Origin of the sequence: Syntrophomonas wolfei subsp. methylbutyratica (assembly GCF_001570625.1) — a bacterium.
In the GTDB taxonomy this organism is placed as follows: domain Bacteria; phylum Bacillota; class Syntrophomonadia; order Syntrophomonadales; family Syntrophomonadaceae; genus Syntrophomonas; species Syntrophomonas methylbutyratica.
The window spans coordinates 212,763-236,523 of the sequence record NZ_BBQT01000002.1 but is presented as its reverse complement, the minus strand read 5'-3'; the positions used below and the strand labels follow the sequence as shown (position 1 = coordinate 236,523).

Sequence of the window (23,761 nt, the reverse complement as noted above, 5' to 3'; positions counted from 1 at the left end):
GTTTGAACCTCGCTTTAACCGAAATAACAAATAAACCGTCTATTAACAAATTTAAGAAAGCGAAATTGAATATTGTTATAATTTTTTAAATCACTTGATGAAACTAATTCCCAATCATCTATTTTATCGAAATTTATGAAATATTTATCTGCCTCATATGTGTTTTCAATTCTAGTAACATAGGCTTCCGTGCAATATGGCAATAGCTGTGTATATATGGATTCCCCACCTATTACAAATACATTATCCAAATCATATTTTTTCAGTTCCATGAATAATTCAGTAAGGGTACGGCATATAATAACCTTCTCATTATTAAATTCCTCATTTTTACTAAGTACAATATTTATTCTATCTTTCAGAGGTTCTTTACCCGGCAATGATTCGAATGTTTCCCTCCCCATAATTAAGACCTTGCCTAAAGTCATCTGCTGAAAAAACTTCATATCCTCTGGTATACGTTGCAATAAGTTGCCTTTATATCCAATTCCCCAATTCAAATCAACGGCAACAATAGCTTTCATTATGCCTCCTTTTCAAATAGCAACAGGAATATTTTTGATCTGCAAATCGCTTTGATAATTATCTAATACAAAATCCTCAACTTTAAATTCATAAAAATCTTTTTTATCCGGGTTAATCAGCAAATTAGGTGCTGGATATGGGGTTCTTTGGATTAGTTCTGTAATTAACGGTATATGTCTATCGTATATGTGGGCATCAGCAATAACATGCACTAATTCCCCAACTTCCAAGCCACATACTTGTGCAAAAATATGTACAAGAATTGCATATTGAACTACGTTCCAGTTATTTGCAACTAGTATGTCTTGAGATCGTTGATTTAATATCGCATTAATCTTTCTTCCGGTAACATTAAAGGTCATACTATATGCACAAGGATATAAGTTCATTTCATGCAAGTCGTTGTGATTATACATATTAACTATAATCCTTCTACTATAAGGATTATTCTTTAAATCATATAAAACCCTATCGACTTGATCAAATTCCCCCTCACCGTACTTATGTTTGATACTCAATTGGTATCCATATGCCTTTCCTATTGACCCATCCTCATTAGCCCAACTATCCCAAATACTACTATTAAGTTCTTTAATATTATTGGATTTCTTTTGCCATATCCATAGTAATTCATCGATTGCAGCTTTTAAATTTGTTGGCCTTAATGTTAGAATTGGAAATTCTTCTGAAAGATCGTATCTATTAATAACACCAAACTTTTTAATAGTATGTGCTGGTATACCATCCGCCCATTTTGCTCTTACAATCTCACCTTTAGAAGAAATCCCATTGTCAAGGATATCTTTACACATTGCAATAAAAATATTATCGGCTTTACTCACAAGACATAACCTCACTAATCCATAATATTACTTGATTAGTATCCATATGGTATTAAGCATCGGAAGAAACTGCGGAGCTGTTTCAACACACCGCTGCAATGAGGCAGGGGATTAGAACCCGCCGCCTGTTTTTTAATAGTAACCCGACCACTTAAAGAAGCGGGGGATATATTTCACCTCGTTATAAAATTAATTATGTTTAATTATCGGGCACTCGCCCCCTTTCACCTGCTCGCCTTCGCCGGTGCAATCTTAATAGTGACATCCGAAGGATGGAACATCAGGAGTACCCGCAGTGCTACATCCATACTTCGCCAACGCTCGCTTTGTATATTTATGCAACCCTTCTGCACCAAAAGGGGGTTTTTGCAGTAGAGTCATCGTTTTATTCCGTGCTCCCTATTCCTTAATTTTACAGCTCCTCCAGGGCCAGTTGCAGAAGTTCCTGCAACCTTGGTTCATCACCCTTCAAATAAATATAGCCCAGCAGGGCTTCAAAGCCCGTACTCATGCGATAGTCGTGCACTCCGGCATGCCGGGGGGGTGTTGACCTGCTGTTGCGGCCGCGGCGGACAATGTCTTGCTCCTCCTCGCTTAAGTGATCCAGTATCTGCCTGAGCACCCGGGCCTGGCTTTCTGCCCGTACCGCAGCCACAGCATCCAGATGCAGGTCCTTGATCCGGCGTTTCCCCTGTATCGCCAGGCGGGTCCTTACCGCCAGCTCGAAAACAGCATCACCTACATAAGCCAGTAGCACCGGCGAGTATTCGCGCAGTGCCTTCTCTTCTATTTCCTCATGCATCAACAATTCTCCAGCGGACTCCTTCCCGGGTATCCTCTACTGCTATGCCTGCTTCCTGCAGCTCGTCCCTTACTTTATCAGCTCTATCAAACTGCCGGGCCTTTTTGAACTCTGTCCTGAATTTCAGCAGCTTGTTAACCAGATTTTCCGCAGCCGGCAACTGTTCCCAAAGAAAGCGTGAACCCTGTGCCGTATCCTCCACTCTTATTCCGTTGTCACTCATAAAGTCTCGTATTTGATCTGCCAGGGCAAAATCTTTTTCCTGGCGAGCCAGCTGCCGCAAGTCTCCCATTATTTTCAGAAGCTTTTCCACCATCTGGTTCTGATTCTGCTCTTTATCCATAAAGATACCCAATACATCAGCCAGTTCCTGGAATACCTTCAAGGCCTGTTGCAGCGCAGAGCGGCTTGTAGTATCATTGGCGGCTGCTGCCAGGTAGCTATTAATTTGGTGGGAAATTTCAAATAAATGCCCCAGGGCCCGGGCAGTATTAAAGTCATCATCCATCGCCTCTATATAACGATTCTGCAGTTCCTCCACCGACTGCAAGAAACTCAAGGCTGGACCCTCCTCAAAGGTCTGCTCGCCCCCAAGCTCGCCATCTCCTATAAACTCCCGGGCCAGGTTTTCGGTGGTTTTTAACCGGCCCAGGGCGCGCCGCGCCTCTTCCAGCTTGCCATCATCGAAATCCAGTGGGCTGCGGTAATGGGTGGATAGCAGGTAAAAACGCACAACATCAGCCGGATATTTTTTCAGAATATCACGAAGTATAAAAAAGTTACCCAAAGACTTGGACATTTTCTCCTGGTTTACCGTAATAAAACCATTATGAATCCAGTACCGGCTAAAAGGCTTTCCGGTTAAGGCTTCAGCCTGGGCTATTTCATTCTCATGGTGGGGAAATATCAAATCATTTCCCCCTCCGTGAATATCCAGGGTCTCTCCCAGGTATTTCATGGACATTACCGAACACTCTATATGCCAACCGGGCCGACCCGGTCCCCAGGGGCTGTTCCAATACGGTTCTCCAGGTTTGGATGCTTTCCATAGAGCAAAATCCATGGGCTCTTCTTTACGCTCATTAACTTCCACCCGGGCTCCGGCCAGCATCTCTTCGAGGGAGCGGCCGGAAAGCTTGCCGTAATCCTTAAAGGCCCGCACCCTATAAAAAACATCTCCATCAACCTCATAGGCATAGCCCTTGTCTATTAAGCCAGCAATAGCAGCAATTATATCCGTCATATGCTGGCTGACCCGGGGGTGAATATCGGCGCGCTTGATGCCCAGGGCATCCGCATCCTTAAAATACTCCTCAATATAGTGTTCCGCCAACTGCAAGGCATCCTGCCCTTCCTCCTGGGCTCGTTTAATTATTTTATCATCAACATCGGTAAAGTTCTGCACATATTTAACTTCTAACCCCCGGTAGAACATATAACGGCGTATGGTATCAAAAACCACCAGGGGACGGGCATTACCCAGGTGAATATAGTTATAGGTGGTAGGACCACATACATATATTTTTATCTCAGGCGGAGCCAATGGCAATATTTCTTCTTTTCTTTTGTTTAGGGTATTGTACACCCGCATCATCCTTTTCCTCCCTTTCCAACCGGGCCAATTTTTGCTCCAGTTCATCGATTTTGGCCTGCATAGCCGCTAAAGTATCGGCAATGGGGTCAGGCAGAAGATGGTGTTCCAAGTCCACTTCTATTTTACCGTTTTCCACCCGGGCGCCATCACGCACCACTATTCGCCCTGGAACACCAACCACGGTGCAGCCGCTGGGAACAGCCTTTAAGACTACAGAGCCGCCACCTATTTTTACATTATCCCCCACGCTTATGGCCCCTAATACCTTGGCGCCGGCACTGATGGTAACATTATTGCCAATAGTGGGATGCCTTTTACCTTTCTCTTTACCTGTTCCGCCCAGGGTTACCCCCTGGTAGAGGGTAGCATTGTCTCCTATTTCAGCCGTCTCTCCAATTACTATACCACTGCCGTGGTCAATAAATAAACCTTGACCTATCCTGGCTCCGGGATGGATTTCAATTCCCGTCAAAAAGCGGTTGATATGAGATACCATACGGGCCAGAAAATAGAGTTTGCGGCAGTAAAGAAAATGGGCTATACGATGATGAATAATGGCGTGAAAGCCCGGGTAACAGAAAATAACTTCGAGAACACTTCGCGCCGCCGGGTCTCTCTCAAAAACTACCTGAATCTCTCTCTTTAGGGTTGAAAGCATTTTTACCCCTCCCAGATTTTTTTTGCTTCGGAAGAAACTAGTAACTGCGGAGCAGTTTCAACACAGCGCTGCAACGAGGCGGGGGGATTAAAAGCCATCGCCTGTTTTGCCAATAGGAACCCGACCGCTTACAAAAGCGGGGGATATATTTCGCCTCGTTATAATAAAAAAAGCCCTTCGTCCCTCCAAGAGACGAAAGGCATTCTTCCGCGGTTCCACTCTAATTGAGCGCTGTTTTTCTAAAAGCACTCCCCTTAATCCCATAACGGCTTATAACCGGATAGGCCTACTTAAAGATTCGGCCTACCTGCTCCCGGGTGCAATTCAGCAGAGCTCATACTGTGAAAAGGCTCTCAGCCGCTGACCTTTTCTCTCTGGCAGCGATACCATGCTTACTTATCCCGTTCCCCGCAATTAAGTATTCACTTGTTCTAAATTATATGCAGCAGCAGCAATTATGTCAACTCCACAAGCTCCAAACCCAAGCAGTTTCCATAGTTATTGGCTTTTAATAAAATCTATAGCCCGGTCTATTCTTCTTATGGCTTCCTCTCCGCCAATAACGGCTATATACGAGGACAGGTCCGGGCCGTGGGCCTGGCCGCTCAAGGCACAACGCAGGGGCATAAATACATCCCGGGGCTTGAGTTTGAGTGTTTTAGTAATGCCTTTGATTAGCTGCTTGATCTCATCTACTTCATTTACCTTATGGATTCCCTCCTTAAAAGCCTGCATTAGTGGAATGACCCCTTCTCCTGCCAGTACTTCCCGGGCATCACCAGCGTAGTCAATATCGCCGAAAAAAACTTCCAGCTGCTCTTTCACATCGGCCAGGCAAACCAGGTAGTCTCTTATTGTACTCACCAAAAGCCCATACCTTTCCTCACCCATTTGCTCTATCTTCTCCAGGTATTTGCTATCTGCCAGGTAAGGCTTAAGCATTCCCTTTAGTTCTTCATCTCCGATCTTTTTAAGATACTGCTGGTTGATAAAATTGAGCTTATTAATATCGAAAACTGCCGGACTTTTGGCTACCCGTTCCAGGGAAAAGGCGGCGGCGATTTCCGCCGGGCTCATTATTTCCTCTTCACCTTCCGGGGACCAGCCCATTAAAGCCAGGAAATTGAACAGGGCCTCCGGTAGATAGCCCATTTCCCGGTACTGCACCAGCGATGTGGCTCCATGACGCTTGCTCATCTTCTGCCGGTCACTGCCGAGGATAAGAGATATATGGGCAAATTCAGGACGCCTGAAGTTCAGGGCATCGTATATCATCAACTGGCGAGGGGTGTTGGACAAGTGCTCCTCGGCTCGGATTACATGACTGATGCCCATGAGTACATCATCTATAACCACCGCGAAATTATAGGTTGGTATCCCATCAGACTTTACTATTATGAAATCCCCTATATCATCGCTGTCAAAACTTACCCGTCCCCTGACCAGGTCATCAACAATATAAAGCTGGTGTGCCGGTACTTTAAAGCGGATAGCCGGCTTGATTCCCTGTTTTATTTTTTCTTCTCTTTCCGCCATACTCAATTGTCGGCATTTTCCCGAGTATTTTTGCATCTGCCCGCTATCCAGCAAATCCTGCCTCTCGGCTTCCAATTCTTTTTCACTGCAAAAACAATAATATGCCTGCCCCGCTTCCAGGAGCTTCTCGGCATATTCCTGGTATATTGGCAGGCGCTCGGTCTGCCGGTAAGGTTCATTGGGTCCCCCGGTGTCAATTCCCTCTGACCAGCCTAGTCCCAACCACTTTAAAGAATCGATGATTTCACTCTCATATTCCCGGTGCGAGCGTTCCAAATCAGTATCCTCAATACGCAAAACCATTTCCCCATTATAGCGGGAAACGAAAAGGTAATTGAACAAGGCCGAACGTGCACCGCCGATATGCAAGGGCCCCGTAGGACTGGGGGCGAACCTGACTTTTATTTTATTCACTTTATTGCCTCCTTTGCACACCGGTAATTATAGCACCTTCAGGCGAAATCAACCAGCAGAGGGCTTTCTAAGCCAAAGCGTTTTTTAAACCGGTAATCAAATCTCGCAAAGCATCCAGTAACTGGTTTAATAGTCCATTGCTCTCACGGCTATTGCTTTTAACTTCATTCCAACTTCTCTCCAGGCCACTCAACTGCTCATTCAATCTGCTTATGTTCATGTTCAGGGAGTTCAATCTTTGCATTAATCCTACCATACGCTCGATATCAGCGGCAGGTATATTAATATTAAGTTTAGCGCTTACTTCCAGGATTATTTTCTTTATTTCCTCCGGCTCGGAAATATTTCTTTCCACAACCTGTCTTTTAACCTCGTAGATTAGCTTTTCGGCCTTGTTACTGCCTATCTTTCTGGCTAATTTGCTAGTCTCGGCTATCTCCTCATGAGCGGTCTCCTTGGCCTTCTCATCCAGCTTTTCTCCTTGAGCTGTTTCAAAGGCCTTTATTATTCCAGTCAGAGCTGCTGTTCCCGAAACCGCAAAAGGAGCCGCTACAATTACCCGGGCATTTTCTATTCCGGCCGTAGACAGAGCATTGGCATACATGAAAGGAGTAATAGCGGTAATATTGCGGGTTTCCACCTCTATTCCTCTACTTCTGTCCAGGGTTTCGCAATATACTGAAGAAATAGCCCGGCTGCCGATAAGTTCTTCATCTATTAATCCTTGCAAGTAGTCTCTTTCTTCCTTATTGCTGACAGTTATATATTGAGTATCCCTGTCTCTACCCTTTTGCCAGCTATAGAAATAATCCATAAGCTCGCGTTTTTGCTGGTCAGTCAAGTCCTCACCGAAGCTTATCACTATTTTGGCTCTTTCCGCTCTCAGTACCGTATTGCTGCTATCATGGCGGAGCAAAAAAAACCCACTAACAATGACCAGAGCAAAAAACACCAGCATAATAATCCCTTTGCTACGCATATTATTACCTCCTGCTATTTTTTACTATTCTTGCTCCTTCAGGAGGTAAATATTCGCTATAGATTGCTCGGTAAAACTATACTATGGGACCATAGTAGACGAGATTTATTTGGAGGCTTGCTCTACCGCAAAACCCCTTTTATTGAATAAGGATTGCATAAATATACAAGCGAAGGTTGGCGAAAGCATGGACAGCGGGTGTCACTATTAAGGTTGTGACCAGGATGGAAGATTAGCGCGGTACCCCTTGAGCTGCGGGACAAGCCGTAGGTGTTGCCCATACGTAGCGCCCTGTCGGGCACAACTTATGCTCCCTTCGGTCGCTATTAAGAACGCTGGAGCGGTATATTTATACAAGCATAATAATATTAATTACTTTTTGAAATCAGGCTTGCTCTATTAAAACTACGGCATGGGCAGATATTCCTTGCTGGCTACCTTCAAAACCCAGCCCTTCGGTAGTGGTAGCCTTGACGCTCACCTTTTCTGTCTCTATAGCCAGGAAGCGGGCGATATTTTGCCGCATCTGCTTAATATGAGGTGCCAGACGAGGCTCCTGAGCCACTACCGTACTATCAACATTTATCACCCTCCAACCAGTACGCTGTAAAATCCCTGCCACCTCTTTCAGCAGCAACAGGCTATTTATGTCCTGGTATTGACTATCGCTATCGGGAAAATGCTGGCCTATATCCCCCAGAGCAACTGCCCCCAGAAGGGCGTCACAAATAGCATGGAGGAGAACATCGGCATCCGAATGTCCCAATAATCCCTGGGTATGCGGTATTTCTACCCCTCCCAGAACCAGCCTCCTGCCTTCTTGCAGGCGGTGTACGTCATAACCATATCCTACCCTCAAAATATTACTCCTTCCCTAAAGAATCCAAAATAGTCCGGGCTATGGCCAGATCCTCAGGTGTAGTTATTTTCAGGTTACGATAGTCTCCAGGTACCACTTTAACCCGGCCGATATATTTTTCAAAAAGAGAGGCATCATCTGTTGCCCTTACTCTTTGCTCCCGGGCATATTCGTAAGCTTTATGCAGTTCGCAGTACCTGAATATTTGCGGGGTCTGTATAGCAAAGACACTGGATCTATCCAGAGTTTGCCGGACAAAATTGTCCCGGTCCACCTGCTTCAAAGTATCCCGGACCGCAACGCCGGGAATGGCGGCCCCCCAGCGCACAGCCTCTTTCAAGACCTCTTCTATCAGCTCGGAAGTGACAAAAGGCCGCGCACCATCGTGAACGGCCACAAAATCCGTATTACTATTCAACTCTTCCAGTCCTGCCCAGATTGAGTCCTGTCTCTCCAAGCCTCCTGCTACTACCCGGCTAACCTTTTGGTAGCTAAATCTCTTTACTACCTCACGCTCACAATATTCAATCTCGCGTGCCTGAGCTACAATTACGATTTCATCTACCAATTCCATTTTTTCAAAAACATCCAGTGAGTAAGCCAGCAGGGGACGTGACTTCAACAAGATATACTGCTTGTTGATTTTGCCCCCCATTCTACTGCCACTCCCCGCAGCAGCAATAACAACCCGGAGGTTGTTAACCATACAAATTCACCTCTTGAACCTCTTTGAAACTATCTACGACAAATTCCTTTTCTTCCTTCACTTTACGGGTAAAAATCATTCTTCCGGCGGCTGTCTGAAATACGCTGGTCACAACTACCTCTATATCGTTCCCAATTTCATTATGGGCTTGTTCTACCACTACCATAGTACCATCCTCCAGATAGCCAATTCCCTGTCCCACTTCTTTTCCTTCCCTGACAATACAGGTATGCATGGTTTCACCTGGATAGACCATTATCTTTACGGCATTAGTCAATTCATTTATGTTCAATACTTTAATGCCCTGCAATTCAGCCACCTTATTTAAATTATAATCATTGGTGATGATGCTGGCACCAAGCTGTTTACACAAGCGTAGCAGTTTGGCATCGACTTCTTTTTCTTCCATTATGTCATCTTCTATTATATCAATGTTTATACGCGGATGCTTCTGCATTTTTCCTAGGAGTTCCAATCCCCTTCTACCTTTATTGCGTCTTATATTGTCCGAGGAATCAGCGATATGCTGCAATTCTTCAATAACAAAGTTTGGTACCAATAAGGAACCATCCAGGAAATTGCTAAGACATACATCATAAATACGACCATCTATAATCGCACTGGTATCTAATACTTTAAGATTAAAAGCAGATAAAGATTCGTCTCCTGCTTTACCCGACTGGGGCAGAAAAACCAGAAGCTCTTTTCCCCGGCGAATCCCCATCTTAAGGCCCAAAAAGCTACTCAGAATAAAGACAAGCAGGGACAAAAAATTACCAACTCCACCTATCCTGGATAGCGGATAACTGCAGAGTACTCCAATCGTTATTCCAAGAAGTAAGCCTCCGGTCCCTCCCAGGAGTATATCGATTGAAGCAGCATCCATTAGATCCTCTACTCGGGAATATAGCCTGGAAAAGTAGCCAAGCATCTTACTGGATAATAGATAAAACAAGAGAAAAGCCCCTATCCCCAGGCAAATCTGCCAGCTTCTTCCGGGTTGAAAAAACCTCCCGGCAAAATTAGCACAGCCAATTCCAAAGAAGAGGCCCAGAACCAGCAAGGATTTAGAAATACATAGTTTATTAAGCACAATAATCCACCTCCGATATAATTATTCTTCTATCGGAGATGCCTAATTATACCATAATTGTGAGATTTATTTATGTCCTTTCACCTTATGCCCAGTACCGGGTGAATAATAACTCCATAGCGGCAGGATAACCAGCCATAAAATTCCGCCGGGAGAATTATATACGTCCTGGCAGAAGCCCAGCTCCCTTTGCCAGTTCAGGATTAACAGCTGAACCCACAGGAAGGGAATACCTTAAAGCCCCGGAGGGACAGCGGTTTATGGTTCTGATTATGGCTTCCGCCGGTGCCCCGTCTATTCTCACCCAAGGCCTGGCTTCAGGATTGAATACCTGGGGAAGCCGGGTAAAACAGTGGGTATCATGCTGGCAAAGGGCAGGATCCCAATACACAATAATATCCTCATTAGCATATTCCTTAATATAATTCCCCACTACTTCTTCTCTTTTTTCGCTATCGTTGATAAATTGGAACTCCAACAAATCCTGGTTGCCGGCCAGAACCGCCCGTCCAAAATTGCTCCCGAAGGCTACGGCTTGCTCCAGTTCCTCTCGGGATGGTCGGAATCTGATGCGCAGCCCCGGCAGAACATTCATGCGCAGCATCCGCAAGCGTTTTTGCATATTGGGAACCGCTTCCCCGCTCCAACCATAAGCGCCAAAAGCCGCCGCCACCATCGCCTCGTGGATAATAGGGGACATCGAGCTTAACAGGTTCCATACCGGCGGTACGCAGTCCTTGTTAATAGTTGGAGAACCAATCAGAAATCCTCTGGCGTTTTCTAGTTCAAGCAAAATCTCTTCCGTTGAAGCTTCAACCAGGTCAAACTCTTTAAGATTAAAATCTCCACTTTCGTTTAGGCCTTCTATTATACTATCAGCTAGCATTCGGGTATATCCATAAGCACTTGCGTAGGCCATCACAATCTTGGGTTGTGGTTCGGACTCCGCTACCGGGGTTGCCCACCGCCTGTATAAATCTATATAATGGGTGATATTATTGCGTAAAACAGGCCCATGCCCGGGACAGATAATATCGATATCCAGCCCTTTAATCCGTTCCAGTGCTCTCAATACATAGGGCTTAAACGGTCCCATAATAACATCAAAATAATACTTGTATTCCCGGCTGAAGTCTTCCTCAATTAAATCGTCAAAAATCTTGTCACTGGAGTAATGACTGCCAAAGGAATCACAAGTAAATAAGATGCGATCTTCGGGAAGGTAGGAATAAATGCTATCCGGCCAGTGTAATAAAGTGGCACCAATAAAATGCAAGCTTTTATCACCCAGATTTAGCTTGCTGCCCTGTCCCACCATCCTGGCATCAAAATCTTTATTGATTATTTCACGCAGGAATTCAATAGTATTGGAACTGCCAACAACCGTTATGCCAGGTGCTTTTTCTAGAAGCCCGGCTATGGAACCGGAATGATCGGGTTCGGTATGGTTCATGATTAAATAATCGATGTCTTCCAGTTTTACAATCTCTTGCAATTTTTCTATATATTCTTCAAAAAACTCATTCTTAACGGTTTCTACCAGCGCGGTCTTTTCACTTCCCTTTATCAGATAGGCATTATAACTGCTTCCTTTTTCTGTGCGCATTATTATATCAAATACCCTTAAGTTCGGATCCTGAACTCCTACCCAATAAATGTTTTCTCTGATTTTCACGCTCTGCATCTTATTCCCTCCTCGCCAAAATCTCCATTTCATAATAAGTGAAGCCCTGATAATATACAAGCTATCACTTTCTGGTATTCTCCTATATTTACCACTTTACTTTCCCCGTAATTATGATTCCGCTGCAAAAAGTAATAATTATGCATTTGCTTGCATAAATATTCCGCTCGCAGTCTACGCATGGGCAACACCTACGGCTTGTCTCGCGGCTCAAGGGGTACCGCGCTAATCTCCCGTCCATGGGAGGCAGCGCTCTCGCGACCTCCTGTCGCTCGCCCCCTTTCGCCTGTTCGCCTTCGCCGGTGCAACCTTAATAGTGACATCCGAAGGATGGAACATCAGGAGTACCCGCAGGGTGAAGCATCCATGCTTCGCCAACGCTCGCTTTGTATATTTATGCAACCCTTATGCAACAAAAAAGGGGTTTTTGCAGTAGAACCAATTATTAAAGTACTCATAATACAGCAAATTTCGACCGCCCCCATTGCGCCGGGCTTTGTTGACAAGTCAGCAATTTAGGGGCTATAATTTTATCAAATCACAGAATAAAGGGGGGCAAGTCTCTTTATGAAGGACTTGATTTGTGATGAGTTTCAAAATGTTGTAGCTGACCTCTTGATTAGGCATCGCAGCATTTTAGATATCCTCTCCAAGCTTTCAGAATCAACCTGCCGGGTTAACCGGGCGGTCACCAAATCTGTTACTGATTGCGGATGCCTTTCCATCCAAGCTGAGAAACTGCAGATCCCGGATCACATCAATAACTTCGAAGAACTAAGGAATTATCTTGATAATCATTTACACGGACAGCTTTGTAGTAATTGTGAAGAGATTGTCCTCAATGAAATGGGCAAAATGCTTTTCTATACGGCAGCTCTTTGCAACACACTGGACATTAGCCTTTATGATGTCTTCATCAAGGAATATAAAAAGGCTTCTACCCTGGGAATATTCAATATGACATAATCGTAAAAAGCGATACCAAAGGCGGGGGCTCTGCCCCCGCCTTTACTTCCGCCTGCTTTAATAAGGCCTTACCTATGGATACCGCTTAATCCCTTACTAACCCCCCATGACCGCAACCTTAATAGCGACCGCAGGGAGCATCAGTAGTACCCGCAGGGTGCAACCTTAATAGCGACCGCAGGGAGCATCAGTAGTACCCGCAGGGTGCAACCTTAATAGCGACCGCAGGGAGCATCAGTAGTACCCACAGGGTGCAACCTTAATTGTGACATCCGCAGGATGGAACATCACCGGTGTCTGACGACCATTCCGTCTTCTGTCTTCCGTCCTCCGCCTTCCGATATCCAATTAAAGCATGTACTCCAAGAGCAATTGTTCCTGCATACGTTTCAAGCCGTTTTTGATGGAACGGGCTCTAACTTCCCCGATGCCTTCAACGTCATCCAGTTCCTCAATGCTGGCCCGTAAAACATTGCTCAACAATCCAAAGCGCTCAACCAGGTTATCAATTATGGATAAAGGTATCCGGGGCAGCTTATGTAACATTCTATAGCCCCGGGACGAAACCTGCTGTTCCAGGTGACTGCTGCTGGTACCCAGGGATAATATCCGGGCAATGAATACCGAGTCCGAAATATCTTCCTCAAAGGCCCGCCGCATGTTGTTTAATAATTCCTGGGGGCTCTTATCGCTGCTGTTGGAATAATCCTGGATGATAAAAAGAGCCTCCTCCTCAACCGAGGCTATCATTTCATCCAATTGCATTCTCACCAACCGGCCTTCGGTTCCCAGTTCAACTATATGGTTTTCAATTTCTCCGGCTATATCCAGTACCTTGAGGCTCCGCCGGATAACCTTGCAAACTTCGGAAACAGTAACCATATCCTCGAATTCAAGCCCGCCCAGACGTTGTAGTTCGCGGGCATAAACATTCCGATATTTCTCCAGGGTTTGTAAAGCCTGGTTGGCCTTGACCAGTATGGAGGGCAGATCCCGCAGGCGAAATACGATATTACTCTGGTATAAAGTTACTACTTTGCGTCGTTGGGATATGGCTACCACCAGTTGTCCGGTTTGTCGAGCCACCCGCTCGGCAGTGCGGTGTCTAATCCCGGTTTCATCGGAGTGAATCTCCGGATCAGGGGCCAGCTGGGCATTGGCTATTACAATCCTGGAGGCATCACTGTTGGTTATTATGGCTCCATCCATTTTGGCCAACTCGTACAGCCGGGAAGGTGTAAACTCGCAGTCTATGTGAAACCCACCACTGACAAGTTTCATTAATTCGGGTGAATCCCCTACTACGATAAGCCCTCCCGTATCAGCTTGCAGCACATTTTCCACCCCCAGGCGGAATACAGTACCGGGCGCCAGCATCTGTAGATATTTTTTGAAAGTTCCTGCATAAATCTCTTCCACCTGGTTTATCCCTCCAACACTATATCTATAAAATGATCAAGACTCTTGACCTCCAAGACCTCCAAATTGCCGGCATATAATGCCGATCTGCCCGGGGAAGTTGGAACAATCACCCTTTTATAGCCCATTCTATCTATTTCTCTTAAACGTAAATCAAGGAAAGACACCGGCCTTATTTGCCCGCTAAGACTTATTTCACCAATAAAAACTGTATCCATTGCCAGAGGTTTTTCCAGGTAACTAGACAAGACCGCAGCTGCAATTCCTAAATCAACGGAAGGATCTTTTAGAAAAACTCCGCCGGAAACCTTGAGGTAGACATCACATGCCGATAGCTTATATCCTCTCCTCTTCTCTAAAACCGCGGTTATCAATGACAGGCGGTTCTGATCTATGCCTGATACCATCCGGCGCGGGTATCCGGCTCCCAAAGAAGAAACCAAAGCCTGTATCTCAATCAACAATGGTCTGCTTCCTTCCATACTGGCTACTATGGCAGTGCCACTAGAAATATCCTGGCCCGGGCTTAAAAAAACGTAAGATGGATCCGGCACTTCCACCAATCCCTGCCCGCTCATTTCCAGCAAAGCAATTTCATCGGTAGCTCCAAAGCGGTTTTTGGCTGCCCGTAAGAGGCGGAAGGAAAAATTCTTTTCCCCTTCGAAATAGACTACCACATCTACTATATGTTCCAGAACTTTGGGTCCAGCCAGGGAACCATCTTTGGTTACATGCCCCACTAAAAAAACTGCCTTGCCCATCTTTTTGGCAATTTGCATTACCGCGGCAGTACTCTCTCTTAATTGGGATACACTCCCGGGAATGGAAGATAGCTTGGAGGAATAGACCGTCTGTATGGAATCAATAATAATTAAATCCGGGTCCAAGTCATTTATGTATTCATAAAGAAGATCGATATCCTGCTCATTCAGGAGGAAAATCATATCATTATTAATGCCTAGCCGGCTGGCTCTTAAGCGGATTTGTTGCAAAGATTCTTCCCCGGATAAATAAAGTACCCTTTTCCCAGCGGCGGCTATTAGTCCCGCCACCTGCAATAATAATGTTGACTTGCCTATACCGGGGTCTCCCCCTAACAAAATCAACGACCCGGGGACAATGCCGCCCCCCAAAACCCGGTCAAATTCAGATAAGCCACTGCTGAACCTCGGACTATCTTCAGCAGAAAGCTGGTTTAACGGGATGGCGGCAACTCGCTCTGCCGTTCTTCGTAGCGGCTTATTACTTATGCTTTCCTCCAACAAGCTGTTCCAGGCGGAACAGCCCGGACATTTCCCCAACCACTTGGGAGTCTCATAACCACATTCATGGCATACAAACTTGCTGATGATCTTCCCCATAACTTTCTCCTTAGAACAATTATATTATATTGACTCCACTGCAAAAACCCCTTTTGTTGCATAAATATACAAAGCGAGCGTTGGCGAGCGGTATATTTATACAAGCCAATGAATATTAAATGACTTTTTGCAATATATAACGGGGAACTGGAAGCAATCCAGCTCCCCTTGTTTGCCTCCGTCTTCCGTTTTCCGACCTCCGCCCTCCGTCCTCCGTCCTCCGCCCTCCGTCTCCCTACTTTTTACTGGCTTTCTGGGCTATGATATGCCCCTCCTCAGCATCTACCAGTATCCTATCCCCTGGCAGCAGGTTCTTCTTCAATATTTCTTCGGAGATGCTATCTTCAACCAATTTCTGTATGGCCCTTTTCAGGGGTCGGGCTCCAAAAGCCGGATCATATCCTTCTTTTAATATTAATTCCCGGGCTGCGGGGCTTATCTCCATATCATAGCCATTCTCTTTAACTCTTTCTTTCAGGTCCAACAATAATAAATCAACTATTTCCTTTAATTCCTGCTCATTGAGGTTCTGGAAGACGATTATTTCATCAATCCGGTTCATAAACTCCGGCTTAAATGTGTGTTTTAATTGCTCCATAACCCTTTCTTTCATCTGGCTATAATCATGAGCTTCGTCAATAGCCCTGGTAAAACCCACTTTTTTGCTGTTTTTGATGGATTCAGCCCCGACATTGGAGGTCATAATAAGCACGGTATTTCTAAAGTCCACTGTTCGGCCTTGTCCATCCGTCAAGCGGCCATCTTCCATAACCTGCAGGAGTATATTGAATACATCAGGATGGGCCTTCTCTATTTCATCCAGAAGGATAACGGAATAAGGCTTTCTCCTGACTTTTTCGGTTAACTGTCCTCCTTCCTCATAGCCCACATATCCGGGAGGCGAGCCAATCATCCTGGATACGGCATGCTTTTCCATGTATTCGGACATATCCAGCCTGATTATGGCATCCTCACTGCCAAACATGGCTTCCGCCAGGCTGCGCGCCAGTTCTGTCTTCCCTACCCCCGTGGGACCCAAAAAAACGAAGGAGCCGATAGGGCGTTTGGGATTCTTCAAACCGGCCCGGGCTCGTCTTACCGCGCGAGATACGGCTTTGACCGCCTCTTCCTGGCCTATTACTCTCTGATGGAGCACATCTTCCATTTGCACCAAACGTTCACTCTCTTCTGCTGCCAGTTTGTTGACCGGTATACCGGTCCAACTTGAAACTACTGCAGCAATCTCATCTTCGCCTACGCTTCCTGCATTCAAGCTACGCTGGCTTGACCATTCTTTTCTTTCATTCTCTATCTCGTCCCTTAGCTTCTGTTCTTCATCTCTCAGGCGGGCGGCTTTTTCGTATTCCTGGCCATTGATAGCCTCTTCTTTTTCCTTGATCAGGTCTTCCAACTGGCTTTCCTTCTTCTTTAAATCCTCGGGGATAATATAATTAGCCAGCCTGACCCGGGATGACGCCTCATCAATCAGGTCGATAGCCTTGTCGGGCAAGAACCGATCGCTGATATAGCGGGCGGAAAGCTTGGCCGCTGCCTCAATGGCTTCATCTCCTATCTTAACCCCATGGTGAGCCTCATAACGATCCCTTAATCCCTTTAGAATTTCAATACTTTCCTCGATACTGGGCTCTTCCACCAGAATAGGTTGAAATCTTCTTTCCAGGGCAGCATCCTTTTCCACATGTTTACGGTATTCATTCAGGGTAGTAGCTCCTACACACTGAAACTCTCCCCGGGCCAGGGAAGGTTTGAGTATATTGGCCGCATCGATAGCTCCTTCGGCTGCTCCCGCTCCTACTATGGTATGAAGCTCATCAATAAATACAATTACATCACCGGATGACTTTATTTCATTCACTATCCTGGTCAGGCGCTCCTCAAACTCACCCCGGTATTTGGTCCCGGCTACCATAGCGGACAGGTCGAGAGCCACCACCCTCTTGTTGCTTAAAATTTCCGGGATCTGGTTGTCTATAATCCGCTGGGCCAGCCCTTCAACTATTGCGGTTTTACCTACCCCCGGATCACCAATCAATACCGGGTTGTTTTTGGTGCGGCGGGATAAAATCTGTATAACCCTCTCGATTTCATTATTCCGGCCAATAACCGGATCCAGCCTGCCTTCGCTGGCATCCTGAGTCAAATCACGGCTAAAGTTGTCCAGGGTGGGCGTTTTGCTCCGGGCTCTTTTCCTGGCCTGTGGATTGGGCTGGCTTACTGCATCCTGATAGGGATTTTGGTTATGGTAAGTTGAGGAAACATCCCCCCCCAAAAGCAGCATAACCTGCTCCCGGATCTGATCCAGCTTGACTCCCATTGAATGCAAGACCTGGCCGGCCACCCCTTCTTCTTCTCTTAATACCGCCAGTAAGAGATGTTCGGTGCCTACATAGTTGACTCCTTGTAAACGCGCTTCATCAAAAGCCAGGTTAAAGACCTTTTTAGCCCGGGGAGTAACCGGCAAGTCTCCGGCAGGTTTTTCCACAGCTTCACCATTGGCGCCTATTACCCGGTTAATTTCTTCCCGCACTTTTTCCAGGTCAATACCACTGTTAAGCAAAGCCCGGGCACCAACACCCTCACCTTCCCGCAATAATCCTAAAAGGATATGCTCGGTGCCAATGGCCGGATGATTCAACTGGCGGGCTTCTTCCTGGGCGTGAATAACCGCATTTCTGGCTCTCTGGGTAAATCTTCTAAACATAAGTAATCTCCTCCTTAGCTTTCTTCTTCCCCGGTCTGCAGTTTTTCCCGAATTACCTCAGCTCTTTTGGCATCCCGACTGACCGCGTCCATATCGCTGCCGGCTTTTTTTTGCAAATGAGCCGGCCTAATATCCACAACCAGTTCATTTAAGGCATTAGCACTAATCCGGGGAATCATTCCCATATCTATACCCAGCCGCACATCAGAAAGTAAGGTCAGGGCCTCATTTGAACTAATAAGCCGGGCATGGGTAAGAATTCCGTAAGCTCTCCCAATCCTATCCTCCAGCTGATACTTCATCTGCTCCCGTAAACTTTCCCGAAGCATACGCTCTTGTTCTATTACCTGTTGGGAAATGGTAGTGAGGCTGGCGTTAATGTCCTCTTCACTCTGCCCCAGGGTAATCTGGTTGGATAATTGAAAGAAGTTGCCGATTGCTTCGGTTCCTTCTCCATATATCCCTCGTACCGTCAGCCCCAACTGGTTCAGGTTATGAAATATATGTCCACTCTGCCCGCTGATGCTTATGGCGGGAAGGTGCAGCATCAGCGAAGCCCTCATTCCCGTTCCAATATTGGTCGGACAAGAAGTCAGGTAGCCCCGGCGATCATCAAAAGCAAAATCCAGCTCTTTCTCCAGGGCATCATCAATTTCCTGGGACCGGCGATAAGCCTCTTCCAACTGCAGGCCCGGCAAAAAACATTGTATCCGCAGGTGATCCTCCTCATTTATCATTACCGCCAGCGAGCCATCAGGCTTGACCAGCAAGCCCTGGTAAAAGGCAGTTGACTGAGCATGGTTGGGACTGATAAGATGCTTTTCCACCAGTATCTTGCGATCCAAAGCACTGAGATTTTCAAAGGTCACGAGCTCCATCTGCTTTAGTTCCTTAAACTCGCTCTTCTGCCAGGCTTCATTAATAAGCTGCATAAATTTCTGACCTGATTCCTGATTCAATAAATGGGGAAAAGCTATTTCGCTTAAATTTCTGGCCAGGCGCACCCGGCTGCTTATTACAATATCTGAGTGAATTGCTGTTTCCCCATTCATCCAGGCCAGAAAAGTCTCTTCAAATAGTTTCTTTATAGTCATTCCGCCCACTTCCTTATCCCGTTCTCTTTTCCAGATTTTTAATCTGATCACGGATTTCCGCGGCTTCCTCATATTCTTCCCGGGCCACTGCTTCTTGCAAACGCTGTTTCAGACCCTCTATCTGTCTTCTCCACAAAACCTTTTCTCCACCCCGGAGCGGAATTTTTCCTACATGCTGGCGATTGCCATGAATTCTACGCAGGCTGGGCTCCAATTCCTGCTCAAAAGCCATATAGCACTGAGCACAACCCAGCTTTCCCGTTTGTCTTATATCAAAGAACTTTATCCCACAGTTCGGACAACTGCTATTCTGAACCGGGGACCTGGCCTCCTGTATACCATAGTTGCCTCCCAAAAAGCTGCCCAGCAAATTAGCTATGGAAAGCTGGTGATCAGCACCAAAAATAATGGCACCCTTTTGGCTGGCACATTGCTCACAGAGATGGGTCTCTATTTTTTGCCCATTGAACATCTGGGCCAAATGAACGGTGGCTGGCCTGAGCTTGCATTCTTCACAGTACATGACAAAAACCTCCTATTTACTTCTTAAGAAAATCAGCCAGGGCAAATTTAAAAGCATCAAAAAACTGGCTTTTTTGCTCTGGGGCCACTTCTTGCGAACTTTTGCTAATTACATGCTTTAACATTTCCCCTTCCTTCTGGCTTATGATTTCAACTTCCAGAAGCCGGTCTATAAATATAAACAACTCCTGCTTGCTCTCCCGTGCTGCTTCCTTATCCAATTCGCAGCAGCTAATACGAATAAAGCCTTTTCCCCCCCGCCTGCTCTCGCTTAAATAGCCCGCTTCTTCGGTAAAACGAGTAGCTACCACATAAGTAACCTGGGAAGGAACACAGGAGAAGGTCTCAGCTAATTCTGCTCTTTGGATTTCTATCTGCTGGGCCCCACTCCTGGCTATCAATACTTTGATATATTCTTCGATTCTGTCTGCTAAACTTTTTTTCATAGCTATTACCTCTTTGACCTTTTTTGACCTTAATACTATTCTAATCGCTTTGCTGTAGAAGGTAAAGGTTTTTTTGACTATTGTTTACTTTATTATTATCCTTCAATTCCTGCCCTAAAATACAAAAAGAGGCCTTTTCAGCCTCCTGGGTGTCAAGGGGACGGTCCGAAACCAATCTATAACCCCTACACCTTACTTTTTACTTTTCTTACTAACCCCCCATGACCCAAGGACCACAACCACCGATGAAAAGTGAGTTATTAGGGGCTAGAATAGTAAGATGTAGCAGGAAATATATTAAACTCCTCGCCCCTTACTCCTCACTTTTCATACTGGCTTTATTCTTATCCTTCCCATACTATCTCTACCTCACTGCCATTGAAGATGGGGGTAGTGAATCCGGCTTCCTCTCCATCAACCTTCATTTTCAGGGCTCCGGTCATGCTGGTTTCAATTTCAAAAAAGCGAAAAACATCGCTCAATATGGCGGAGCTTTTCTCTTTATCTATTATTAAATGCACTCCATCTTCCAGTTCTTCTTCCATATTTACCACTCTATCTTGCAGCTTGATCAAGGCCCCCTTGCCCTCCAAGCTCAGCATCTGCCCGTTTACTTTAACCTGCAGGCTAAGGTTCTCCAGACCCGAACAGGCATCCTTAATCTGTGGTCTTAAATGACTTAGCGAGAAGCTTACCTGAGATCCAAAGGGAACTTTCTGATTCACTTGCCCGGGTTCCCCGTTAACCAGCACTTTTATCGGAACCCATTGTAGTGATCTTTCCTCATCATTAAGGTAATAATGGTAGGTCCTTTCCTGCAACCAGTGTTCACCCACTCCGGCCAGGGTTAATATATTGGCCAAACGGTTAAGGGGTTTAAATAACACCCGGGCTCGATCAGGTATTTCTTCATCTGCTCTGACTTCTTGGCCATTAATTAAAACCAAGGGCTTGAGATGAAGCGGTTCCCCGTTGACAAAGACTTCTCCCTCACTGAGAGAAAGCAGGTCTTGAATCATAACCCGGGCTTCTTTGCCGTCCTTTCCCGGAATAAATTCTATCCGGGCACCCTCTTCTATGGTACTTTCCAGAAAAGCCGGGCTGTCATTAAGCTTAATCAAGGGAGGGGTTCCCATCTCACCCTTGAATACTTTAACCTCTCCGTTAACTTCAATGGTTTTACCTAAACCAGGTTTACCATAAATATTACCCAGGCTAATACCGGAGCTTAAAAGAGCTGCAGATACATCCAGCTTTCCCAGGTTCCAGACCGGAACCTCTCTCCCATTTACCAAAACTTTTATAAAAGGAACCGGAACCCGGGAAAACGAATAATAAGCTATTCCCAGTGGAGTTATCCCCTGTGGTCCCTGCAAGTGCTCCTTATCCAGCGTAATTACCTCCAGGCTGTTACTGCTCTTAATGCCCACCCGGTTCTGGGGCAGGTGCAAATGTTCGGCCAGCCCGGAGGCCAGGAAAGGGGTGAGGCTTCCTCCTCCAATGCAGATTACCGCATCCGGAGCCTTTTGATTCAATTCCAATATATTACGGCTGATGTTCTCCAATAATTGGTTCATTACCGCCTGCAGTTCCTTAAGAACTTCGCTGCTTGGTACTTTGCTGCAATTACCCAAAACATCCGTTATTTCAATATCTGATTGCTGGGATAGGAGTCTTTTAACCTTTTCCGCGTGGTTAAAATCAAGAAGATAGGCGGCAGCCAGGCTCTCCGTTAGCTTATCCCCCCCCTGGGGAACCATGGCATAGGCATAAATACTGCCATCTTTTACAATGGCAATGTCGGAGGTTCCGGCTCCGATATCTACTAAAGCCAGGTTTAAAAGCCGCATACTGGGGGGTATGGCCAAAGAAAGCGCCGCAATTGGCTCCAGGGTTAAACTGTAGACTTCCAGTCCGGCTTTTTTAAGAGCGGAAAAGAGACTATCCACTACTACCCGGGGCAGAAAGGTGGCAATTACGCTAACCCCATACTCGGAGCCCACCTGACCTACTAAATTCCCTATCTCTTGCTCCTCCAAGCAGTAGGAAATTATACTATAACCTACACAAAAATAGTCTCCCTGGACATTCTGCCTGCCTTCTTCCTGTCCCAACAAATACTGGGCGCGGTGAACCGCTTCGATTTCCAGGGCCTGCACCTCTTCCGGGCTAATTTCGCTCATTACCGGGCGCCGCTTGACTACCTGTCCCAGGGAGGTTTTTAAAGCACGACCCGCCGCTGCCACCGCTGCGGATTCCAGTTTTATTTGCAATTCCGCTTCAATTTGCTCTTTTATGGACTGAATACCCCGGGCTACCTCTTCCACATCGTGGATCTGTCCATCCATCATAGCCCGGGTCTTATGTTCCATAATGGCGCTGCTTAGCACCTCATATGATCCCGACTTCTCCCGCATAACCAATCCCATTATCTTCCTGGTGCCTATATCCAGAGCGAATATTTTTTTACCATCCACCGTAATAATAAGCCTCCTTAGTAAGAAAATGTCGTCAGAAGGGGAATTTTCCTGCTATATTTCACCATTCAAGCACCTACTAACCACTTTTCATCTTTACTTGTGGCCTCTGGCCATGGGGGTTAGTATGAGAGTAAGGGTAAGTATTCCACTATACCCTGCTATTCAAGCATCTAATAACTCGCCCAGCATCGCTACTTCTGTACTCGCGACATGGCAGCTAGTATCGAATCAATCAAGCCAGAACCGGTTTATTAATATCCCCGCCATTTTTGTTTTAAGACCAGCCAGGCAAAACGGGGTAAGGCTAATTGCCGCTTGAAGCGGCTCGGCTCTGCCAGCAAGCGGTATAGCCACTCCAGGTTTAGTTTTATGAAAAGTATTGGGGCCCTTTTTTTTATTCCCGCAACTACATCGAAACTGCCGCCAACACCTATACAAACTGGAGCACCCAAAAGCTTTAGATTGCGCCTGATAAAGTATTCTTGTTTGGGAGCTCCCAGGCCAAGAAAAAGAATATGGGGAGAAAGGGCTTTAATTTTGGCAATAACAGCTTTTTCTTCTTCCTCTTTAAAATATCCATTCTCCGTCCCGACAATGGCCAGGCCAGGGTATTTAGCCAACAACCTGCTGGCTGCTTGTTCAGCTACTCCCGGGGCTGCTCCCAGGAAAAAAATACTCCAGCCTCGGGCGGGCGCTATTGAACAAATACGATCCAGCAGGTCAATTCCCGTCACTCTTTCTTTTAATGTTACGCCCAATTGCCGTGCCGCCCAAACTATACCAATACCATCCGGAGTATTCAAGCTGGCCGAGTTGATAACTTCCCGCAACTGCTGGTCTTTATGTGCCTGGTAGACGATTTCTGCATTAAGGGTAATGATATGGGAGGGAATATTCTCATTAATCCTCTTTTCAATAAAAGCCAGGGCTTGGTCCATATTTACCTTATCTATCTGGCATCCCAGAATATCTATTCTGCTCTTGGTTTTTTCTTTCATTTTTTCTCCATAACTCCGCTGCTTATTTTTTATTTAAAGAAAAATCATGGTTTTCCTTCTT

At 45.9% G+C, this 23,761-nt stretch carries 20 protein-coding genes and 1 other annotated feature; of the genes, 1 reads left to right on the top strand and 19 read right to left on the bottom strand.

All coding sequences use genetic code 11. From position 1 onward, the window contains the following. Positions 1-14 precede the first annotated feature (14 nt). The 11 genes from AWB54_RS02830 to AWB54_RS02775 form a co-directional block, all read right to left on the bottom strand. On the bottom strand, positions 15-524 hold the full coding sequence (locus AWB54_RS02830; protein WP_061213116.1) for a dihydrofolate reductase: 510 nt from the start codon (positions 522-524) through the stop codon (positions 15-17). Between the two features lie 12 nt (positions 525-536). Continuing rightward, positions 537-1,367, bottom strand: coding sequence for a thymidylate synthase (thyA, locus tag AWB54_RS02825; RefSeq protein WP_061213115.1), 831 nt, complete (start codon positions 1,365-1,367; stop codon positions 537-539). Between the two features lie 412 nt (positions 1,368-1,779). Then, the gene (locus tag AWB54_RS02820) at positions 1,780-2,169 is read right to left on the bottom strand and encodes a Mini-ribonuclease 3 (protein WP_061213114.1); all 390 of its coding nucleotides are present in this window, start codon (positions 2,167-2,169) and stop codon (positions 1,780-1,782) included. After that, positions 2,162-3,760, bottom strand: a complete 1,599-nt coding sequence (cysS, locus tag AWB54_RS02815; protein ID WP_082735981.1) for a cysteine--tRNA ligase — start codon at positions 3,758-3,760, stop codon at positions 2,162-2,164. The genes AWB54_RS02820 and cysS overlap by 8 nt, the downstream gene beginning before the upstream one ends. Then, a complete protein-coding gene (gene cysE, locus AWB54_RS02810) occupies positions 3,699-4,421 on the bottom strand; it encodes a serine O-acetyltransferase (RefSeq protein ID WP_061213112.1) in 723 nt (240 codons plus the stop codon). The genes cysS and cysE overlap by 62 nt, the downstream gene beginning before the upstream one ends. 185 nt (positions 4,422-4,606) lie before the next feature. Beyond that, positions 4,607-4,839, bottom strand: a binding site (T-box leader). An 80-nt stretch (positions 4,840-4,919) separates the two neighbouring features. Beyond that, a complete protein-coding gene (gene gltX / locus AWB54_RS02800) occupies positions 4,920-6,392 on the bottom strand; it encodes a glutamate--tRNA ligase (protein WP_082735980.1) in 1,473 nt (490 codons plus the stop codon). A gap of 46 nt (positions 6,393-6,438) precedes the next feature. Next, positions 6,439-7,350 carry a DUF1002 domain-containing protein gene (locus AWB54_RS02795; RefSeq protein ID WP_061213109.1) on the bottom strand — a complete coding sequence of 304 codons (912 nt, stop codon included), beginning with the start codon at positions 7,348-7,350 and terminating at the stop codon, positions 6,439-6,441. Positions 7,351-7,735: 385 nt separating this feature from the next. Next, positions 7,736-8,209 carry a 2-C-methyl-D-erythritol 2,4-cyclodiphosphate synthase gene (gene ispF, locus AWB54_RS02790; RefSeq protein WP_061213108.1) on the bottom strand — a complete coding sequence of 158 codons (474 nt, stop codon included), beginning with the start codon at positions 8,207-8,209 and terminating at the stop codon, positions 7,736-7,738. A 4-nt stretch (positions 8,210-8,213) separates the two neighbouring features. Continuing rightward, a complete protein-coding gene (gene ispD, locus AWB54_RS02785) occupies positions 8,214-8,915 on the bottom strand; it encodes a 2-C-methyl-D-erythritol 4-phosphate cytidylyltransferase (RefSeq protein ID WP_061213107.1) in 702 nt (233 codons plus the stop codon). Continuing rightward, positions 8,908-10,008, bottom strand: a complete 1,101-nt coding sequence (locus AWB54_RS02780; RefSeq protein WP_061213106.1) for a PIN/TRAM domain-containing protein — start codon at positions 10,006-10,008, stop codon at positions 8,908-8,910. Before AWB54_RS02780 ends, ispD begins: the two co-directional genes overlap by 8 nt. 157 nt (positions 10,009-10,165) lie before the next feature. After that, positions 10,166-11,692 carry an oxygen-binding di-iron domain-containing protein gene (locus AWB54_RS02775; protein ID WP_061213105.1) on the bottom strand — a complete coding sequence of 509 codons (1,527 nt, stop codon included), beginning with the start codon at positions 11,690-11,692 and terminating at the stop codon, positions 10,166-10,168. A 567-nt stretch (positions 11,693-12,259) separates the two neighbouring features. On the opposite strand from AWB54_RS02775, the gene AWB54_RS02770 reads away from it, so the two are divergent. Beyond that, positions 12,260-12,658, top strand: a complete 399-nt coding sequence (locus tag AWB54_RS02770; protein ID WP_061213104.1) for a nucleoside triphosphate pyrophosphohydrolase family protein — start codon at positions 12,260-12,262, stop codon at positions 12,656-12,658. A gap of 348 nt (positions 12,659-13,006) precedes the next feature. On the opposite strand, the gene disA is transcribed toward AWB54_RS02770, so the two are convergent. From disA to AWB54_RS02730, 8 genes are all read right to left on the bottom strand, one after another. Then, the gene (gene disA / locus AWB54_RS02765; RefSeq protein ID WP_082735979.1) at positions 13,007-14,077 is read right to left on the bottom strand and encodes a DNA integrity scanning diadenylate cyclase DisA; all 1,071 of its coding nucleotides are present in this window, start codon (positions 14,075-14,077) and stop codon (positions 13,007-13,009) included. Positions 14,078-14,082: 5 nt separating this feature from the next. Beyond that, a complete protein-coding gene (gene radA, locus AWB54_RS02760; RefSeq protein ID WP_061213103.1) occupies positions 14,083-15,438 on the bottom strand; it encodes a DNA repair protein RadA in 1,356 nt (451 codons plus the stop codon). Between the two features lie 235 nt (positions 15,439-15,673). After that, positions 15,674-18,160: an ATP-dependent Clp protease ATP-binding subunit gene (locus AWB54_RS02755; protein ID WP_061213102.1), complete on the bottom strand. Its 2,487-nt coding sequence runs from the start codon at positions 18,158-18,160 to the stop codon at positions 15,674-15,676. Positions 18,161-18,174: 14 nt separating this feature from the next. Further along, complete coding sequence (locus AWB54_RS02750; protein WP_061213172.1) at positions 18,175-19,254, bottom strand: protein arginine kinase; 1,080 nt, start codon at positions 19,252-19,254, stop codon at positions 18,175-18,177. Between the two features lie 13 nt (positions 19,255-19,267). Beyond that, positions 19,268-19,777 carry a UvrB/UvrC motif-containing protein gene (locus AWB54_RS02745; protein ID WP_061213101.1) on the bottom strand — a complete coding sequence of 170 codons (510 nt, stop codon included), beginning with the start codon at positions 19,775-19,777 and terminating at the stop codon, positions 19,268-19,270. A 16-nt stretch (positions 19,778-19,793) separates the two neighbouring features. Then, positions 19,794-20,222 carry a CtsR family transcriptional regulator gene (locus AWB54_RS02740; RefSeq protein ID WP_061213100.1) on the bottom strand — a complete coding sequence of 143 codons (429 nt, stop codon included), beginning with the start codon at positions 20,220-20,222 and terminating at the stop codon, positions 19,794-19,796. Positions 20,223-20,566: 344 nt separating this feature from the next. Beyond that, the gene (locus AWB54_RS02735) at positions 20,567-22,699 is read right to left on the bottom strand and encodes a cell division protein FtsA (RefSeq protein ID WP_061213099.1); all 2,133 of its coding nucleotides are present in this window, start codon (positions 22,697-22,699) and stop codon (positions 20,567-20,569) included. 254 nt (positions 22,700-22,953) lie between these two features. Further along, positions 22,954-23,700 carry a WecB/TagA/CpsF family glycosyltransferase gene (locus AWB54_RS02730; protein WP_061213098.1) on the bottom strand — a complete coding sequence of 249 codons (747 nt, stop codon included), beginning with the start codon at positions 23,698-23,700 and terminating at the stop codon, positions 22,954-22,956. Between the last annotated feature and the right edge of the window lie 61 nt (positions 23,701-23,761).

Bases quoted from the DNA above. Each gene is read 5' to 3' on its own strand.
- AWB54_RS02770 (WP_061213104.1), top strand. From the start codon at position 12,260: ATGAAGGACTTGATTTGTGATGAGTTTCAAAATGTTGTAGCTGACCTC.
- AWB54_RS02775 (WP_061213105.1), bottom strand. From the start codon at position 11,692: ATGCAGAGCGTGAAAATCAGAGAAAACATTTATTGGGTAGGAGTTCAG.
- AWB54_RS02740 (WP_061213100.1), bottom strand. From the start codon at position 20,222: ATGAAAAAAAGTTTAGCAGACAGAATCGAAGAATATATCAAAGTATTG.
- AWB54_RS02745 (WP_061213101.1), bottom strand. From the start codon at position 19,777: ATGTACTGTGAAGAATGCAAGCTCAGGCCAGCCACCGTTCATTTGGCC.
- cysE (WP_061213112.1), bottom strand. From the start codon at position 4,421: ATGCTTTCAACCCTAAAGAGAGAGATTCAGGTAGTTTTTGAGAGAGAC.
- AWB54_RS02750 (WP_061213172.1), bottom strand. From the start codon at position 19,254: ATGACTATAAAGAAACTATTTGAAGAGACTTTTCTGGCCTGGATGAAT.
- AWB54_RS02730 (WP_061213098.1), bottom strand. From the start codon at position 23,700: ATGAAAGAAAAAACCAAGAGCAGAATAGATATTCTGGGATGCCAGATA.
- AWB54_RS02820 (WP_061213114.1), bottom strand. From the start codon at position 2,169: ATGCATGAGGAAATAGAAGAGAAGGCACTGCGCGAATACTCGCCGGTG.
- cysS (WP_082735981.1), bottom strand. From the start codon at position 3,760: ATGCGGGTGTACAATACCCTAAACAAAAGAAAAGAAGAAATATTGCCA.
- AWB54_RS02755 (WP_061213102.1), bottom strand. From the start codon at position 18,160: ATGTTTAGAAGATTTACCCAGAGAGCCAGAAATGCGGTTATTCACGCC.
- AWB54_RS02830 (WP_061213116.1), bottom strand. From the start codon at position 524: ATGAAAGCTATTGTTGCCGTTGATTTGAATTGGGGAATTGGATATAAA.
- ispD (WP_061213107.1), bottom strand. From the start codon at position 8,915: ATGGTTAACAACCTCCGGGTTGTTATTGCTGCTGCGGGGAGTGGCAGT.
- AWB54_RS02795 (WP_061213109.1), bottom strand. From the start codon at position 7,350: ATGCGTAGCAAAGGGATTATTATGCTGGTGTTTTTTGCTCTGGTCATT.
- radA (WP_061213103.1), bottom strand. From the start codon at position 15,438: ATGGGGAAGATCATCAGCAAGTTTGTATGCCATGAATGTGGTTATGAG.